Genomic DNA, 14,548 nt, shown 5'->3' on the forward strand with positions numbered 1-14,548 from the left:
ATGGCAAGGAATCTCTGGATCGGCAAGCCCGGACTTCTCCGGGAGATCGACCAGGCGGCCAAGAGCTGGGACCGGTCGGCGGAACTCAACGTCACGGAGTTCAAGTCCTTGGAGGGGCGGATCACCACCGTGGCCCCGGCCCGTACCGTCCGCCGGCTCAAGTTCTCCTGGGACTCCCTCGCGCCCGACGACGCCCAGCACCTCTCCCGGCTCGCCCGCCGGATCAACGGGCCCGGTCTGCTGGGCAGCGCGCAGACGTCGTACGGTCCGCTCGCGGTGCTCGACCCGGCCTCGGTGAACCTTCTCGACCCCTACCAGGCCGCCGCGCAGAGCGAGAGCAACGGCACCGACCACTGGTTCGCCATCACCGGCACCATGGTCGTCAGCCCCCTGACCGGGGACACCGTCGTCGCCGACTTCCAGGAGAACACCCGGATCGGCTGGCGGCACGGCGTGTGGACCGGCTGGCCGGTGATGCCCGGCATGCAGGTGTCCTGGCTGGTCCCGGCCGACTGGAACCCGGCACTCGCCACCGCCCAGCTCGACTGGAAAGCCGCCGACGGGGCATATCTCAGCACCTCGTCCGCGAACGGACCGACCGTCTCCGGCGTCGCCCCGGCCGGGGCCGCCTTCGTCACCCCGGTCGGCGGACCCGGCGCGGCCGGCCCCGCGGGGCTGGCCGGAGCCTGCCTGACCATCGGCGAGGCCCCGGCCGCCCACGCGCTCGGTGACGGCTGCCCGGCGATGTCCGTGACCGCGTACAGCGACGTCCCGTCCGCCCGGCTGCCGTACCGCAACGTCAGCGTCGACCTGGTGGAGGTGCGCGGTGCAGAACTCTGACGAAACGCTCGCCGCCGCGCTCGCCGCCACCGAGCGGATCCCGGCCCACTCCACCCGGCTCGGCGGCCGGGAGATGGGCGGCCAGGTGCAGTCCTGGAAGGTGGAGCGGGCCTACAGCACCGATCTGCCCGAGGCGCTGCGCGCCTTCTCCGGGAGTGCCTCGGCCCAACTGGAGCTGTCGCTCGGCGGCAGCGGCGCGCCCGCGCCCCGGCTGTACTCGGCCTGGTCGGCCCGTGGCACCGGCGACGTCGTACGGCCCGGGCAGTCCGTGGTGCACGCGGCGGGCGCGAACGACCGCACCGTCCCCGCCTTCCGCGGCGCCGTCCGGTCCCGCACGGCCGCGTCCGGCAGTGACACCGTCACCGTCCAGGCGCTCGACGGCGCGGAACGGCTGCGCGGACCCGCGCAACTGCCACGGCCGTACCACGGGCTGCGCTACGGGCAGCCCGTGGCGACCGCGACCTGGTGCGTGGACGAGATCCTGCGCCAGGGCGGCATCCACAGCTGCCCGCCGCCCCGCGCCCCCGTCGTGGCCGACGACACCACCCGGCCGTTCACCGCGCTCTACGCCTCACTGCACGGCGGCTTCAACGCCACGTACGGCCAGCCCGAGACCTTCCCGGCCCCGTCCGCGTACTCCTGGGTGCGGGAAGGGGCGCCGTACGAGATGGCGCTGATGCCGAAGGCGGCCGGGCTCACGGCGTCCTGGATGCCGCGCTCCCGCTTCGTCGTCGCGGGGAAGGTGTTCCAGGCCGAGCTGCATGTGAACACCGCCCTGGCGGTGGGCAACGAACTGGAACTCAAGCTGATCTTCGACCGCAGCGCCGGCGCGTACGGGAACTACGCCCTGAACGTCTACTTCGCCACCGGCGTCGTGAAGATCACCTCAGGCACGGTCGGCGGCGGCGGTCTGGTCGCCAGTTGGACCATTCCCAAGCTCGCCTCGCTCAAGGGCGTGTGGCACCTCGGGTTCACCGTGGACACCCGGGCCGGTGCCGTCGGCGGGAACACCCCGGCGACCGTGTACCCGCGGCTCACCGCACCCGACGGGGAGTACGTCACCCCGCCGACAGCCCCCTACACCTTCTCCGATGCCTCCTCGGTGCAGCCCCCTTCCGAGCTCTACCAGATCAGCCTGAAGACCGACGTGGCCGTCGAGTGCCTCCAGGTCACCGACCGCTCCTGGCCGGACCTCGACTCGTACACCGCCGAGGAGTGGGAGCAGAAGGGCCGCTGGGCCAAGGGCGCGGTGCTCGACGACGCGACGGTGCCGCTCTACGACGTGCCGAAGATCTCCGGCTCCCAGTGGGACGCCCTCACCGAGATCGCCCGCGCCACCATGTCCACCGCCGAGTTCGACGAGCAGGGCGTCTTCCGCTGGCGCGGGCCCGGCCGGTTCCGGACGGTGCCCGCCGGGCCCGATCTCACGGTGACCACCCGGCGCGACATCGCCGCCCTCACCGTCTCCGAGGAGATCGACGCCTGCCGCAACCACTGCGAACAGCCCTACCAGGACTGGACCGGCATCAGCCACACCTACAGCGACACCGTCACCGACACCGTCGTGCGGGAGGTCAGGCCGGGCGGCTGGGTGGAGGTCGCGTACGCCATCGCCGAGGAGGAACTCGACGTCGGCCCGCTCCAGATCGAGGACGACGTGGCACCCGTCGGCGGCCACCGGGTCCGTTTCGGCAGCGCAGCGACCGGCGGCACCTCGGTGAAGGGCGCGGTGACGGTCAGCTCGCGGCGCGACGGCCCGAACTACCTCGTGCGGTTCGCCAACCACGGCACGGCGAGCGTCTGGACGGTCACCAAGGACGGCAAGCCCTCCGTGCAGATCGTCCCGCAGAAGCGGACGGGCGATCCCCGCCGGCGGTCGTTCGCCTGGTACAACACCACCAGCCAGGCCGCCTACGGCAAGCAGGTCTACCAGGCGCCCGCGACCGACTGGGTGCAACAGCAGCAGGTCGCCTCAGACCTCTCGCACGCCATGCTCGACGCCGGCCGTTATCCGGTCCCGGTACTCGGCGAGGTGGAGGTGCTGCACGATCCACGCATCCAACTCGGTGACGTGGTGCGGGTGGTGGACACCAGCGGGGCCACGCTCGACACCCTCGCCTGGGTCGTGGGCATCCGCACCACCTGCCAGGCGGGGGCCGCTCCACAGCAGACGCTGACCCTGCGCGGTACCTCCTACAACGGCGTTCCGACCGACTCCGGGCTCACCCCGGACCCGCCGGTCGATCCGGAGTACGGCAACCAGCGGACGTACGCCCTGATCGACGCGCGGAACGCCACACTCGACGCTCTGACCACCAGCAGGATCACCTACCGCGAACTGCTCAAGGCGCCGGGAGGTGCGGCATGAGCGAACTGCCCCCGGAAGAACCGCTGGTGGAGCAACCACCGCCGGAGACCGCCGACGACGACGCGAACGTGGCGCATCCGGTCCCGGTCGACAGCGCCGCGGCACGCGACGGCGACGGCGGCACACCGGTCGGCTCACTCCCGCCGCCCCTGGGCGACTGACCGCCCCCTCGTCCCGTACGCGCGCCCCGCCCCCTCGTCCCGTACACGATCAGTCGTCCCGTACGCACTCCAGGATCCAGGAGGAAGCCGTCATGGCCCTGCTCACCCCGCTCGGCAGCCTGCCCTACCCGCAGCCGGCCGACGCCGCGAACATCCCCGTGCACATCCAGTCGCTCGCGGAGGCCGTCGACGGCCGCACCGTGCTGCGCTTCGCGGACGCCGCGACCCGCGACGCCAAGGTGACCGCCCCGGTGGCGGGCATGCTCTGCTGGCTCGGCACGCCCAAGCAGTACTGGCACTACACCGGCAGCGTCTGGACGCAGCTGGCGCCCGGCCCGGTCCACAAGGCCAACACCACGGCCGGTACGACGACGTCGACGGCGTACGTGGAGACCCTCACCGGCTCCACCGGCGACCCGACCACCGTCACCTTCACCGCTCCGGCCTCCGGCGCCGTGCTCGTCTCGGTGGGCGCGCGCATCAGCAGCAGCGCGGCCACGGCCTGCCACATGTCGGCGAACATCCGCCTGAACACGACGGTCGCGCTCGCCGCCGCCGACACCCGCGCGGCACTCGTCGTCGGCACCAACCAGTGCTCCGCCACGACCCAGTTCCAGGTCACCGGGCTCACCGTGAACGGCGTCTACACCGCGACCGCCGCCTACAAGTCGGCCGCGACCACCAGCACCGCGACCTTCGCCAACCGATTCATCACCGTAACTCCCGTGATGTGAGGCACACATGGCCACACCACTGACCGCCGACGCCCTCGCCCGCGCCCTGCGCGACGAGGGCGTCGTCCTTTCCGAGAGCCGCAACTGGCGCACCCACAACCGCAACAGCCGAGGCGCCTGGGGCCCGGTCCACGGCGTCATGCTCCACCACACGGCGGGCACCGACAGCCTCCGCCTGTGCCGCGAGGGCACCGCGGACCTGCCGGGCCCGCTCTGCATCGGCCTGATCACCAAGGACGGCACCGTCCACCTGGTCGGCTACGGCCGCACCAACCACGCCGGTTCGGGCTCGACCGCGGTCCTGGAGGCCGTACGGGCCGAACGGGCCGCACTGCCCGCCCCCGGACCGGACGCCGTGGACGGCAACGCCCGCTTCTACGGCTTCGAGATCGAGAACCTGGGCAACGGGCGGGACCCCTACCCGGCCGCCCAACTCGCCGCCGTGGAACGGCTTTCCGCCGCGATCTGCCGCGCCCACGGCTGGTCCGCGTCCAGCGTGATCGCGCACAAGGAGTGGACCCGCCGCAAGATCGACCCGTCGTTCTCGATGTCCGGGATGCGGCAACGGGTGGCGGCCCGGCTCGGCTCCCGACCGGTCTCGTACGAACCCTTCCCGGGCGCCGCGTTCTTCGCGCTCGGCCGCCGCAGTCCGTTGATCACAGCCGTCGGCGAGCGACTGGTCGCGGAGGGGTGCGGGCGCTACTCGATCGGCCCCGGCCCGGTGTGGACGCGGGCCGACGTCCTGTCGTACGCGGCCTGGCAGCGCGGGCTCGGCTACGTCGGCAAGGACGCCGACGGCACCCCGGGCCGCACCAGCTGGGACAAGCTGCGCGTCCCGCGCGCATAGGGGGCCGGACGTACCCGAGAAGCACTGGAGCACCCGAAAGGAGCCCGGAGATGAGCGACGCCGGCCGCAGAACCCTGCGTACGACACTCCAGACCCTGTTCGCCCTGATCACCGTCCTGCCGCTGGTCGCCGAGGACCCGCTGGTCCGGGACGTACCCGCGCTGACGGCCGTGGTGGGCGGCGCCGCGCTGCTCAGCCGGGTGATGTCGATGCCCGCGGTGGACCGGCTGCTGCCGGGGTGGCTGCGCGGGCCCTCCCGCGGAGAAACCGCCGATGCCGACGACTGAGGCCGAGAGCGTCGCCCTTGAACTGGAGCGGCTGCGCCGCTCGGTCGACGTCGGGTTCGCCACCACCCGCGGCGACCTCGCCCTGCTCCTGCAACGCGCGGACCAGACCGACAAGACCCTCGACGAACACGAGTCCCGCCTCGACGCCCTGGAACGCACCCGCTGGCCCCTGCCCTCCCTCGCCGCCGCCACCTCGTGCACGGCGCTGGCACTGACGATCTGGCAGTCGATGGGGCGCTGACCCCCGATCCGCCGAACGCGCGGGAGCCCCTCACCCAGGGCTCCCGCGCGTTCGTCAGGGAAGTTCGTCAGTGCAGTGGTCAGCGCAGTGGTCGGTGCAGGTCGTCAGTGCGGGAGCACGACTACTTGAGGCCGATCGCCGCGCAGTCCGCCTTGTTCGAGGCCGTGCAGATCTGCTTGACGGTGTAGATGCCGTCCTGGATCACCGTCTCCTTGATGTTCGCCTTGGTCAGCGCGACCACGGGCATCAGCTGGGAGGGGATCTTCTTGTTCGTGGGGCTGTCGACCTTGTCGCGGGTGAGCGCGTCGAACTCGATGCCACGCCCCTGGACCTTCGCCACAGCCATCTCGGCGGCCGCGGAGGCCTCATCGGGGTAGGACTTGTAGACGCTCATGTACTGCTCGCCCCGGACGATCCGCTGCACCGCGTCCAGCTCGGCGTCCTGACCGGTGACCGGCGGCACCTTGCTGACGCCCATGGTCTTCAGGGCGTCGATGACGGCGCCCGCGAGACCGTCGTTGGCGGAGTAGACACCGGCGATGTTGTTGAGGCCGATGGCCGAGATGGCCTTCTCCATGTTGGCCTTGCCGACGACCGGGTCCCAGTCCTTGGTGTCGTACGACTTGGAGATGACGACCTTGCCGTTGAGCTCACCCAGGGCGCCCGACTTGAACTGCGCCGCGTTCGGGTCGGTGGGCGAGCCGTTCATCATGACGATCTTCTTCGAGGAGGAGTTGGTGCCCAGCGCGTCCAGGAGCGCCTTGCCCTGCACCTGGCCGACGAGCTCGTTGTCGAAGGAGATGTACGCGTCGATCGGGCCCTGCGCCAGACGGTCGTAGGCGATGACGGGGATGCCCGCGTCCTTGGCCTTCTGCACATCGCTCGCGATGGCCTTGGAGTCCACCGCGTCGACGAGGATCACGTCGACCTTGTCGGCCACCATCTGCTGGAACTGCTGGCTCTGCTTGGTGGCGTCCTGAGCCGCGTTGGCGTAGTCGACCTTGCCCTTGTTGTTGGTGAGCTTGGCGACCTGCTGCTCGATGATCGGGTAGTCGAACTTCTCGTAACGGGTGTTGGCCTTCTCCGGGAGGAGCAGGCCAACCGTGATGTCGTCACCCTTGGTCGGGCTCGCCTTGGTGTTGCTGCCGCCGATCCCGTCCACGACACCGCAGGCGGCGAGGGAGACGGTCATCGCGGAGCAGGCCAGGGCTATGGCGGTACGACGAAGCCGGGTGTTACGAGTGTTCACATCAGGTGCCTTCCGGGCGAGGTAGCTGCTTTGCGACCCAGGTGGCTGAAAGCCAACGCGGCGATCACCTCAGCGTCAAGGAGTAACCACTTAACGAGATGGCAACAGCATTCTGTGTTCCCCAAGTGAACACGATGGGAAGGGGGTGCGCCGCCACTTCCACAGAACCCCTCTGATTGACTTGCGTCACTCGCTCCCTGGCGGCATACAACCCTCCCCCACGTCCGCGAGTCTCGAAGGTGGCCGCACACATCGCAGCATGAAACAGGGGAAGCATGAGACCAGTTGGGCGGAGTGGACCGGCGCTCGCCGCGACGCTGACGATCGCCACCACCGGCGGCCTGCTCGCCGTCTCGGGGGCGCCCGCCTCCGCCGCGAGCAGCTGCGCATCACCGGTGTACAAGCGGCAGTTCTACGCGAACACCACCTTCTCCGGCACACCGAAGAAAACGGACTGCGACGCCACGGTCAGCGAGAACTGGGGCACGAAGGCCCCCGCCTCCGGCCTCCCCAAGGACAACTTCGGCGTCCGCTGGACCGTGACGAGGGACTTCGGATCGGGAGGCCCCTTCGCCCTTCCCGTCGCCGCCCAGGACGGCCTGCGCGTCTACCTCGACGGCACCCGCAAGGTCGACCTCTGGAAGAACGTCTCCTCGACGGTCAAGAAGACCGTCAACCTCACGATCCCTTCCGGCAAACACACCCTCCGCGTCGACTACGCCAACTGGACCGGCGCCGCCAACGTCTCCTTCGCCTACAATCCGCGCACCTCGGCCTCCGTCGACAAGGTCAAGCCGCTCGCTCCGACGGGCACCTCCGTGGCGTACGACAAAGCCACCGGCAAGGCCAGGCTGACCTGGGCGAAGAACAAGGAAATCGACCTCTCGGGCTACCGCGTCTACCGCCGTCTCCAAGGCAGCACGACCTGGTCGAAACCGGCCACGACGACCGCCACCTCGTACACCGACACGACCGTGCCCGCGACCGGCGACACCTACTACTACGAGGTCCGCGCCTACGACAAGGCCGGCAACGAGTCGACGGGCACCGCCGACCAGGCCGTGACCACCGTCGACCGGACCCCGACCGCCGCGCCCGGCGGCCTGAGCGCCAAGGTGAGCACCGGCTCCGTGGCCCTCGGCTGGGACAAGGTCTCCGGTGCCGCCGCCTACCGCGTCTACCGGGCGAGCGCCCCGCAGGGCCCCTTCCAGCGGCTCGTGTCCTCCGTGTCGGACTTCTCCTACCGGGACACCTCGGCCGACATCCATCAGCGCCTGTACTACCGGGTCACGGCCCTGGACGCGGTCGGCAACGAGTCCGTCCCGTCCGCGACCGCCGACACCGGCGCCCCGGACACCCTCGCGCCCGGCCAGGTCACCGGTCTGACGGCGGAGGGCACCACGGCGGGCAACGCGCTGCGCTGGAACGCCCCGTCGGACGACGTCGAGCACTACGAGCTGTGGGCCGCGCCCGAGGGGCAGTCGGACCCGGACGGGCCGGACCTGGTCCTCGGCACCTCGTTCAACGACTTCCGGGCCACCGCGGGCACCGCCGTCACGTACACGGTCCAGGCCGTCGACGCGTACGGGAACGTCTCCCCGGTGTCCGAGGCGGTCACCGCGACCCGGCCCGCCCCCGGTGACGCGGCGGCGCCCACCGGCGTGACGGTCACCCCCCGCGACAGCGACACCGAACTCACCTGGGCCTACTCGACGGACGGGGCGGCGTACGGCACCCGGGTCTACCGCCGCACCGACGCCTCCGCCGCCTGGAACCGGGTCGGCTCGCCCAACGCGACCCTCTTCTCGGACACCGAGGCCCCGGCGGGCCGCGCGTCCTACTACGTGGTGGCGCTCGACGCGCAGGGCAGGGAGTCGGCGCCCTCCGACGTCGTCTCCTTGGACCGCGTCACCCCGGCGACGTCCACGGCGCCGCTGCCTCCGCTGCTCGCGCTCTCGGCGCCGTACACCGAGTGCACCGCCAACGACTGTGCGGGGCACGGCGGACCCGGCCAGGCGGCCACCGTGACGATGACCCGCCCCGCGGGCGACGACCGCGTCATCCACGGGTACCAGTGGCACGTCATCGGCGGCACATACGCACAGACCACGAACGGCAGCCTCACCTGGACACCGCCCACGAGCGGGACCTACGTCGTCGAGGTGGCCACCGTGGACGTGTACGGGCGCGTCGGACCGTCCACCCACCTGACGTTCAAGGTCGCCTGACCTTCAAGGTCGCCTGACCTTCAAGGTCGCCCGACCTTCAAAGGGCGGCAAAGATCCGTACAACCAATCCCCTTCCTTGTCGGTCCTGATCGTCAACGGCTTTGCCCGCCGTTGACGATCAGGACCGAAGGAACGCATGAACCCAGCCAGACGCACGACGGCCGCGACCGCCGCCGCCCTCGTGCTCACCACCGCAGGCGGCCTCCTCACCGCCACCTCCGCCGCCGCGGCCACCACCTGCACCTCGCCGGTCTACAAACGGCAGTTCTTCGCGAACACCACCTTCTCGGGTACGCCGAAGAAGACCGACTGCGACGCCACGGTCAGCGAGAACTGGGGCACGAAGGCCCCCGCCTCCGGCCTCCCGAAGGACAACTTCGGCGTCCGCTGGACCGTGACGAGGGACTTCGGATCGGGAGGCCCCTTCGCCCTTCCCGTCGCCGCCCAGGACGGCCTGCGCGTCTACCTCGACGGCACCCGCAAGGTCGACCTCTGGAAGAACGTGTCGTCAACGGTGAAAAAGACCGTCAACGTCACCGTCCCCTCCGGCAAGCACACCCTCCGCGTCGACTACGCCAACTGGACCGGCGCCGCCAACGTCTCCCTCACCTACGGTCCGCGCACCTCGGCCTCCGTCGACAAGGTCAAGCCGCTCGCTCCGACCGGCGCCCGGTTCGAGGAGTTCCCGGACGCGGAGAACCGCTCCCTCGTCCACGTCACCTGGGCCGCGAACAAGGAGATGGACCTCGCCGGCTACCGCGTCTATCGGCGGGTGAAGGGCACCGGTACCTGGACGAAGGTGGCCACGACCACCAGCCGCAGTCACACGGACACCCCGCCGGCCACGGGCCAGTCGTACTACTACGAGGTCCGCGCCTACGACAAGGCGGGCAACGAGTCGGCCGGCGGCGCCGACCAGGGGCCGGTCACCACGGACGACCACACCGCGCCCGCCGCTCCGGTCCTCACCGCGACCGCCACGGAGGCGTCCAACAACCTCTCCTGGACGGCCTCGGCGGACGCGGTCACCTACCGCATCCTCCGCAAGCGGGACACCGCGACCTCGTACACCGAGCTCGCCGAGACCACGGCCACCGCCTACACCGACACCACGGCGTCGTACGGCAAGGCGTACGACTACAAGGTCAGCGCCGTCGACGCGGCCGGGAACACCGCGGCCTCCGCCGACGTGCGCAGCAGGCGCACCATCACTCCGCCCACGAACGTGGTGGCGACCACGCCCAGTTGGGGCGCGGTCTTCACCTGGACGGAGCCCGCGGGCGGCGACACCGCCGACTACGAGGTGTTCCGCTCGGAGACCTCCCCGGTGAACATCGCGAGCGCCTACCCCGTCGACTGCCGCAGCCGTAAGACCCGCACCGACGCGGCCGGCAACACAATCCGCAGCTGCACCGACTACGACGGCGACCAGGGCCGCACCTACCACTACGTGATGATCCGGAAGAACACCGCGGGTCTGTGGTCCACCGGCTCCGCGGAGCTGACCGTCACCCGGCCCGGCGACGAGATCCCGCCGCCGAACGTGACCGGCCTGACCGCCGAGCCGCTGGAGTACGGCGTCAAGCTCGACTGGGACGACAGCACGGCGACGGACCTGGACCACTACGAGGTCTACGAGTACCGGTCGTGCTGCACGCCGGACTTCCTGGGCGAGGTGCCGGCCGGCACCTCGGAGTTCGTCGTCGGCCCGGAGCCGGCGGACGGCGAGGAGAAGACCTACGTCGTCATCCCGGCCGACATCTACGGCAACTACGCCGAGTGGACGGGAGCGTACTGGGACCGTCCCGTCTCCACCGTCACCGTCACCGAACTCGACCTCAGGCCGACAACCGTCCCCGAGGACTCCGCGCCCTGCTCCGTGGCCGCGTACACGACCCGCGGCGACGAGGGCGGCATGTACATCGAGTGCGCCGACTCGGTGGCCACGGAGGCCGCCGGCATCAACGTGTACCGCTGGGACCGCGCGACGAGCACCTACGTCCGCGTGACGGACGTCCCCCTGGCGCCCACCGCCAGCAACTACACGGACACCACCATGCCCGCCGGCACGACCGTCTACTACCTGCTCTCGGTCGTCGCTCCCGACGGCTCGGAGACCTTCAGCAACGTGGACTCCAGCGTGTCCCTGCCGAGCGGAGCCTGACCTCCTGATGAAGACCACCCTGCGGGCGACGGCCGTGGTGTTGGCCACCACGGCCGGTGTCCTCACCACCGTTGCCACCCCCACCGCCTCGGCCGCCACGAGCTGCGCCTCCCCCGTCTACAAGCGGCAGTTCTTCGCGAACACCGCCTTCTCGGGTACGCCGAAGAAGACCGACTGCGACACCGCGGTCAGCGAGAACTGGGGCACGAAGGCCCCCGCCTCCGGCCTCCCGAAGGACAACTTCGGCGTCCGCTGGACCGTGACGAGGGACTTCGGATCGGGAGGCCCCTTCGCCCTTCCCGTCGCCGCCCAGGACGGCCTGCGCGTCTACCTCGACGGCACCCGCAAGGTCGACCTCTGGAAGAACGTCTCCTCGACGGTCAAGAAGACCGTCAACCTCACGATCCCTTCCGGCAAGCACACCCTCCGCGTCGACTACGCCAACTGGACCGGCGCCGCCAACGTCTCCTTCGCCTACACCCCCCGCACCACCGCCACCGTCGACAAGGTCAAGCCCCTCACGCCGAGCGGGACTTCCGTCTCGTACGACACGGCGAGCGGCAACGCCAAGCTGAGCTGGGCGAAGAACAAGGAGATGGACCTCGCGGGGTATCGCGTCTACCGCCGCGTCGACGGCAGCGGCGCCTGGACGAGACTGGGTACGACGACCGCCACCTCGTACACGGACACGACCGTGCCCGCGACCGGCGACACCTACTACTACGAGGTCCGCGCCTACGACAAGGCCGGCAACGAGTCGACGGGCACCGCCGACCAGGCCGTGACCACCGTCGACCGGACCCCGACCGCCGCGCCCGCCGGGCTGATCGCCACCTCCGTGTCCCGCGGGCTGCAGCTCGACTGGAACGGGGTCACGGGAGCGGTGTCCTACCGCGTCTACCGGGCGACGAGCGAGAACGGCGTGTACGCCCAGGTGGGCAGTACGGACAAGCTCTCGTACCTGGACACCTCGGCCGTCGAGAGCGTCACCTACTACTACCGGGTGACCGTTCTCGACGCGGCGGCCAACGAGTCCGCGCGTTCCGTGGCCGCCGCCGGCGAGCGCGAGGACCTCACCCCGCCGCCCGCCGTCACCGGGCTGACGGTCACCCCGACCGAGTACGGCTTCGAGCTGGAGTGGGACAAGAACCCGGCCACCGACCTCGGGCGGTACACCGTCTACTGGGGTGAGCTCTGGGGCGACGAGGGCGAGGAGCAGGTGTGCTCCGGAACGCTGACGGCGTATCTGCCGGCCGACACCACCTCGTACTCGTACACCACCCGCCCGGACGGCGACCGTGTCTGCTTCTTCGTCGACGCCATCGACACGTCCGGGAACTCCTCCTTCAAGTGGACCCGGACGGCCGAGGCCGTGGCCGCGACCGAGCTCGACACCACGCCGAGCGTGCCGACGCCCGAGGGCTCGCCGCTGCACCTGGAGGCGACTCCGGCGGAGGGCGCCGAGGGCAACCGCCTGACCTGGTCCGGGCTCGGAGCGGGCGAAGAGGAGTCCGCCGAGCCCGCGCAGGGCTTTCGCGTCTATCGGTGGAACCCCGCCACCGCCGCGTACGAGAAGATCCACGAGACCTCGGCCGGAGCGTTCGAGTACTTCGACACCGGCGCGAAGCGCGGCACCACGTCCTACTACTGGGTGACCGGTGTGAGGGCCGACGGCACCGAGACCCTGCCCGCCGGCGACTGGGCGGTCACCGAACCGGCGCGGTGAGCCGAGGCACGCCGAAGGGGGTGGGGAGGTCGACGACCTCCCCACCCCCTTCGTTACGTGGGAACTAGTCCGACTGCCTCTTCGGCCGCCAGACCACCAGCGCGCTCGTCTGCTGGACCTCCTGGTACGGGACCAGGTCCCGGCGGTACGAGGCGTGCACCGCGGCCTCGCGCTGCTGCATCGCGGCAGCGGCGCCGTCCAGGGCCGATTCCAGTTCCGCGACGCGGGACTGGAGGGCGGCCACCTGGTTCTCCAGCTCGATGATGCGCTTGATGCCGGCCAGGTTGATGCCCTCGTCCTGGGACAGCGCCTGCACCGTGCGGAGCAGTTCGATGTCGCGGGCCGAGTAGCGCCGGCCCCGGCCGGCGGTGCGGTCCGGGGAGACCAGGCCGAGGCGGTCGTACTGGCGCAGGGTCTGCGGGTGCAGGCCGGAGAGCTGGGCCGCCACCGAGATGACGTAGACCGGGGTCTCCTCGGTCAGTTCATAGGGGTTTCGACGACGGCCGTCCATCTGCTCATGCTCCCTTCGCGGCCTGGAACAGCTCCGCCCGTGGGTCCTCGCCCGCGGTTGCCTCGCGATACGCCTCCAGGGCGTCGCGAGCCTTGCCCGACACGTCCGTGGGGACCGCGACCTCGACGGTGACGAGGAGGTCGCCGCGCGTACCGTCCTTGCGGACGGCACCCTTGCCGCGGGCCCGCATCGTACGGCCGTTGGGCGTGCCCGGGGGCAGTTTCAGGGTGACCGGGGGGCCGCCCAGGGTCGGTACACGCACCTCGCCGCCGAGTGCCGCCTCCGCGAAGGTGACGGGCACGGTGACGGTGAGGTTGTCGCCCTTGCGGCCGAAGACCGGGTGGGCGTCCACGTGGACCGTGACGTACAAGTCGCCTGCCGGGCCGCCCCGTTCGCCGGGTGCGCCCTTGCCCCGGAGGCGGATGCGCTGGCTGTCGCTCACTCCCGCCGGGATGCGGACCTGCATCGTGCGTGAGGACTTGGCGCGGCCGCTGCCGTGGCAGATCTCGCAGGGGTTCTCCGCGATGAGACCGCGGCCCTTGCAGTCCGGGCAGGGGTCCGTGAGCGAGAAACCGCCGCCGGAGCCGCGCGCGACCTGGCCGGTGCCGACGCACGTCGGGCACACGCGCGGTGTGCCGTTCGCGTCGCCGGTGCCCGAACAGGCCTTGCAGGGCGCCTGGGACGTCATCCGCAGCGGGACCGTCGCGCCGTCCACCGCCTCGGTGAAGCTGAGCGTCACCTCGGTGTCGATGTCCTGGCCGCGCCGGGGCTGGGTCCGCGTACCCGTGCCCGCGCCGCCGCGGTTGAACAGGCCCCCGAAGACGTCACCGATGCCGCCGCCGAAGCCACCGGCACCGCCCGCTCCGCCCTGGGCGCCGCCTCCGAAGAGGTCGCCCAGGTCGAAGTTGAAGTTGCCGCCGCCCGCGCCGGGACCCGGACGGAAGCCGCCGTTGCCGAAGAGGGCGCGTGCCTCGTCGTACTCCTTGCGCTTCTTGGGGTCTCCGAGCACGTCGTTCGCCTCGGAGATCTCCTTGAAGCGCTCCTCGGCCTTGGCGTTGCCCTTGTTGGCGTCCGGGTGGAACTCGCGGGCGAGCTTCCGGTACGCCTTCTTGATCTCTGCCTCGGTGGCGTCCTTGGGGACGCCGAGGACCTTGTAGAAGTCCTTCTCGATGAAGTCCTTGGTGCTCATCCT

General features: G+C 70.7%; 13 protein-coding genes. 10 read left to right on the plus strand and 3 right to left on the minus strand.

Annotation, left to right across the window (positions count from 1 at the left end):
- The 7 genes from KVT44_RS44650 to KVT44_RS44680 all read left to right on the plus strand — a co-directional run bounded on the left by KVT44_RS44650 (position 1) and on the right by KVT44_RS44680 (position 5,478).
- Positions 1-840 carry a hypothetical protein gene (locus KVT44_RS44650; protein ID WP_217573767.1) on the plus strand — a complete coding sequence of 280 codons (840 nt, stop codon included), beginning with the start codon at positions 1-3 and terminating at the stop codon, positions 838-840.
- Entirely contained in the window at positions 827-3,208 is a 2,382-nt protein-coding gene (locus tag KVT44_RS44655; RefSeq protein WP_217573769.1) for a hypothetical protein, read from the plus strand. The genes KVT44_RS44650 and KVT44_RS44655 overlap by 14 nt, the downstream gene beginning before the upstream one ends.
- Complete coding sequence (locus tag KVT44_RS44660; protein ID WP_180292915.1) at positions 3,205-3,369, plus strand: hypothetical protein; 165 nt, start codon at positions 3,205-3,207, stop codon at positions 3,367-3,369. Before KVT44_RS44655 ends, KVT44_RS44660 begins: the two co-directional genes overlap by 4 nt.
- Positions 3,370-3,461: 92 nt before the next feature.
- Entirely contained in the window at positions 3,462-4,103 is a 642-nt protein-coding gene (locus KVT44_RS44665) for a hypothetical protein (RefSeq protein WP_217573771.1), read from the plus strand.
- Positions 4,104-4,110: 7 nt separating this feature from the next.
- Positions 4,111-4,950, plus strand: a complete 840-nt coding sequence (locus KVT44_RS44670) for a peptidoglycan-binding protein (protein ID WP_217573773.1) — start codon at positions 4,111-4,113, stop codon at positions 4,948-4,950.
- 50 nt (positions 4,951-5,000) lie between these two features.
- A complete protein-coding gene (locus KVT44_RS44675; RefSeq protein WP_099921498.1) occupies positions 5,001-5,237 on the plus strand; it encodes a hypothetical protein in 237 nt (78 codons plus the stop codon).
- A complete protein-coding gene (locus KVT44_RS44680) occupies positions 5,224-5,478 on the plus strand; it encodes a hypothetical protein (RefSeq protein WP_095853492.1) in 255 nt (84 codons plus the stop codon). The genes KVT44_RS44675 and KVT44_RS44680 overlap by 14 nt, the downstream gene beginning before the upstream one ends.
- A gap of 121 nt (positions 5,479-5,599) precedes the next feature.
- Here the strand turns inward: KVT44_RS44680 and KVT44_RS44685 are convergent, their stop codons facing one another.
- A complete protein-coding gene (locus KVT44_RS44685; RefSeq protein ID WP_308314282.1) occupies positions 5,600-6,727 on the minus strand; it encodes a substrate-binding domain-containing protein in 1,128 nt (375 codons plus the stop codon).
- A 275-nt stretch (positions 6,728-7,002) separates the two neighbouring features.
- On the opposite strand from KVT44_RS44685, the gene KVT44_RS44690 reads away from it, so the two are divergent.
- The 3 genes from KVT44_RS44690 to KVT44_RS44700 all read left to right on the plus strand — a co-directional run bounded on the left by KVT44_RS44690 (position 7,003) and on the right by KVT44_RS44700 (position 12,845).
- Positions 7,003-8,955 (plus strand): fibronectin type III domain-containing protein, encoded by a 1,953-nt coding sequence (locus tag KVT44_RS44690; RefSeq protein WP_217573774.1) that lies wholly within the window; start codon positions 7,003-7,005, stop codon positions 8,953-8,955.
- Positions 8,956-9,091: 136 nt separating this feature from the next.
- Positions 9,092-11,119 carry a PA14 domain-containing protein gene (locus KVT44_RS44695; protein ID WP_217573776.1) on the plus strand — a complete coding sequence of 676 codons (2,028 nt, stop codon included), beginning with the start codon at positions 9,092-9,094 and terminating at the stop codon, positions 11,117-11,119.
- A gap of 7 nt (positions 11,120-11,126) precedes the next feature.
- Entirely contained in the window at positions 11,127-12,845 is a 1,719-nt protein-coding gene (locus KVT44_RS44700) for a PA14 domain-containing protein (protein WP_217573778.1), read from the plus strand.
- A gap of 64 nt (positions 12,846-12,909) precedes the next feature.
- On the opposite strand, the gene KVT44_RS44705 is transcribed toward KVT44_RS44700, so the two are convergent.
- Both KVT44_RS44705 and dnaJ read right to left on the minus strand, forming a co-directional pair.
- Positions 12,910-13,356, minus strand: a complete 447-nt coding sequence (locus KVT44_RS44705; protein ID WP_054231331.1) for a heat shock protein transcriptional repressor HspR — start codon at positions 13,354-13,356, stop codon at positions 12,910-12,912.
- A 4-nt stretch (positions 13,357-13,360) separates the two neighbouring features.
- A complete protein-coding gene (gene dnaJ, locus KVT44_RS44710; protein ID WP_054231330.1) occupies positions 13,361-14,545 on the minus strand; it encodes a molecular chaperone DnaJ in 1,185 nt (394 codons plus the stop codon).
- Positions 14,546-14,548 lie beyond the last annotated feature (3 nt).

This window comes from Streptomyces sp. GbtcB7, assembly GCF_019091445.1.
GTDB lineage: Bacteria > Actinomycetota > Actinomycetes > Streptomycetales > Streptomycetaceae > Streptomyces > Streptomyces mirabilis.

What these genes read in the sequence shown, in the direction of transcription:
- dnaJ (WP_054231330.1), bottom strand. Translation starts at nt 14,545, where the DNA reads ATGAGCACCAAGGACTTCATCGAGAAGGACTTCTACAAGGTCCTCGGC.
- KVT44_RS44650 (WP_217573767.1), top strand. Translation starts at nt 1, where the DNA reads ATGGCAAGGAATCTCTGGATCGGCAAGCCCGGACTTCTCCGGGAGATC.
- KVT44_RS44690 (WP_217573774.1), top strand. Translation starts at nt 7,003, where the DNA reads ATGAGACCAGTTGGGCGGAGTGGACCGGCGCTCGCCGCGACGCTGACG.
- KVT44_RS44675 (WP_099921498.1), top strand. Translation starts at nt 5,001, where the DNA reads ATGAGCGACGCCGGCCGCAGAACCCTGCGTACGACACTCCAGACCCTG.
- KVT44_RS44680 (WP_095853492.1), top strand. Translation starts at nt 5,224, where the DNA reads ATGCCGACGACTGAGGCCGAGAGCGTCGCCCTTGAACTGGAGCGGCTG.
- KVT44_RS44670 (WP_217573773.1), top strand. Translation starts at nt 4,111, where the DNA reads ATGGCCACACCACTGACCGCCGACGCCCTCGCCCGCGCCCTGCGCGAC.
- KVT44_RS44665 (WP_217573771.1), top strand. Translation starts at nt 3,462, where the DNA reads ATGGCCCTGCTCACCCCGCTCGGCAGCCTGCCCTACCCGCAGCCGGCC.
- KVT44_RS44660 (WP_180292915.1), top strand. Translation starts at nt 3,205, where the DNA reads ATGAGCGAACTGCCCCCGGAAGAACCGCTGGTGGAGCAACCACCGCCG.
- KVT44_RS44700 (WP_217573778.1), top strand. Translation starts at nt 11,127, where the DNA reads ATGAAGACCACCCTGCGGGCGACGGCCGTGGTGTTGGCCACCACGGCC.
- KVT44_RS44705 (WP_054231331.1), bottom strand. Translation starts at nt 13,356, where the DNA reads ATGGACGGCCGTCGTCGAAACCCCTATGAACTGACCGAGGAGACCCCG.
- KVT44_RS44695 (WP_217573776.1), top strand. Translation starts at nt 9,092, where the DNA reads ATGAACCCAGCCAGACGCACGACGGCCGCGACCGCCGCCGCCCTCGTG.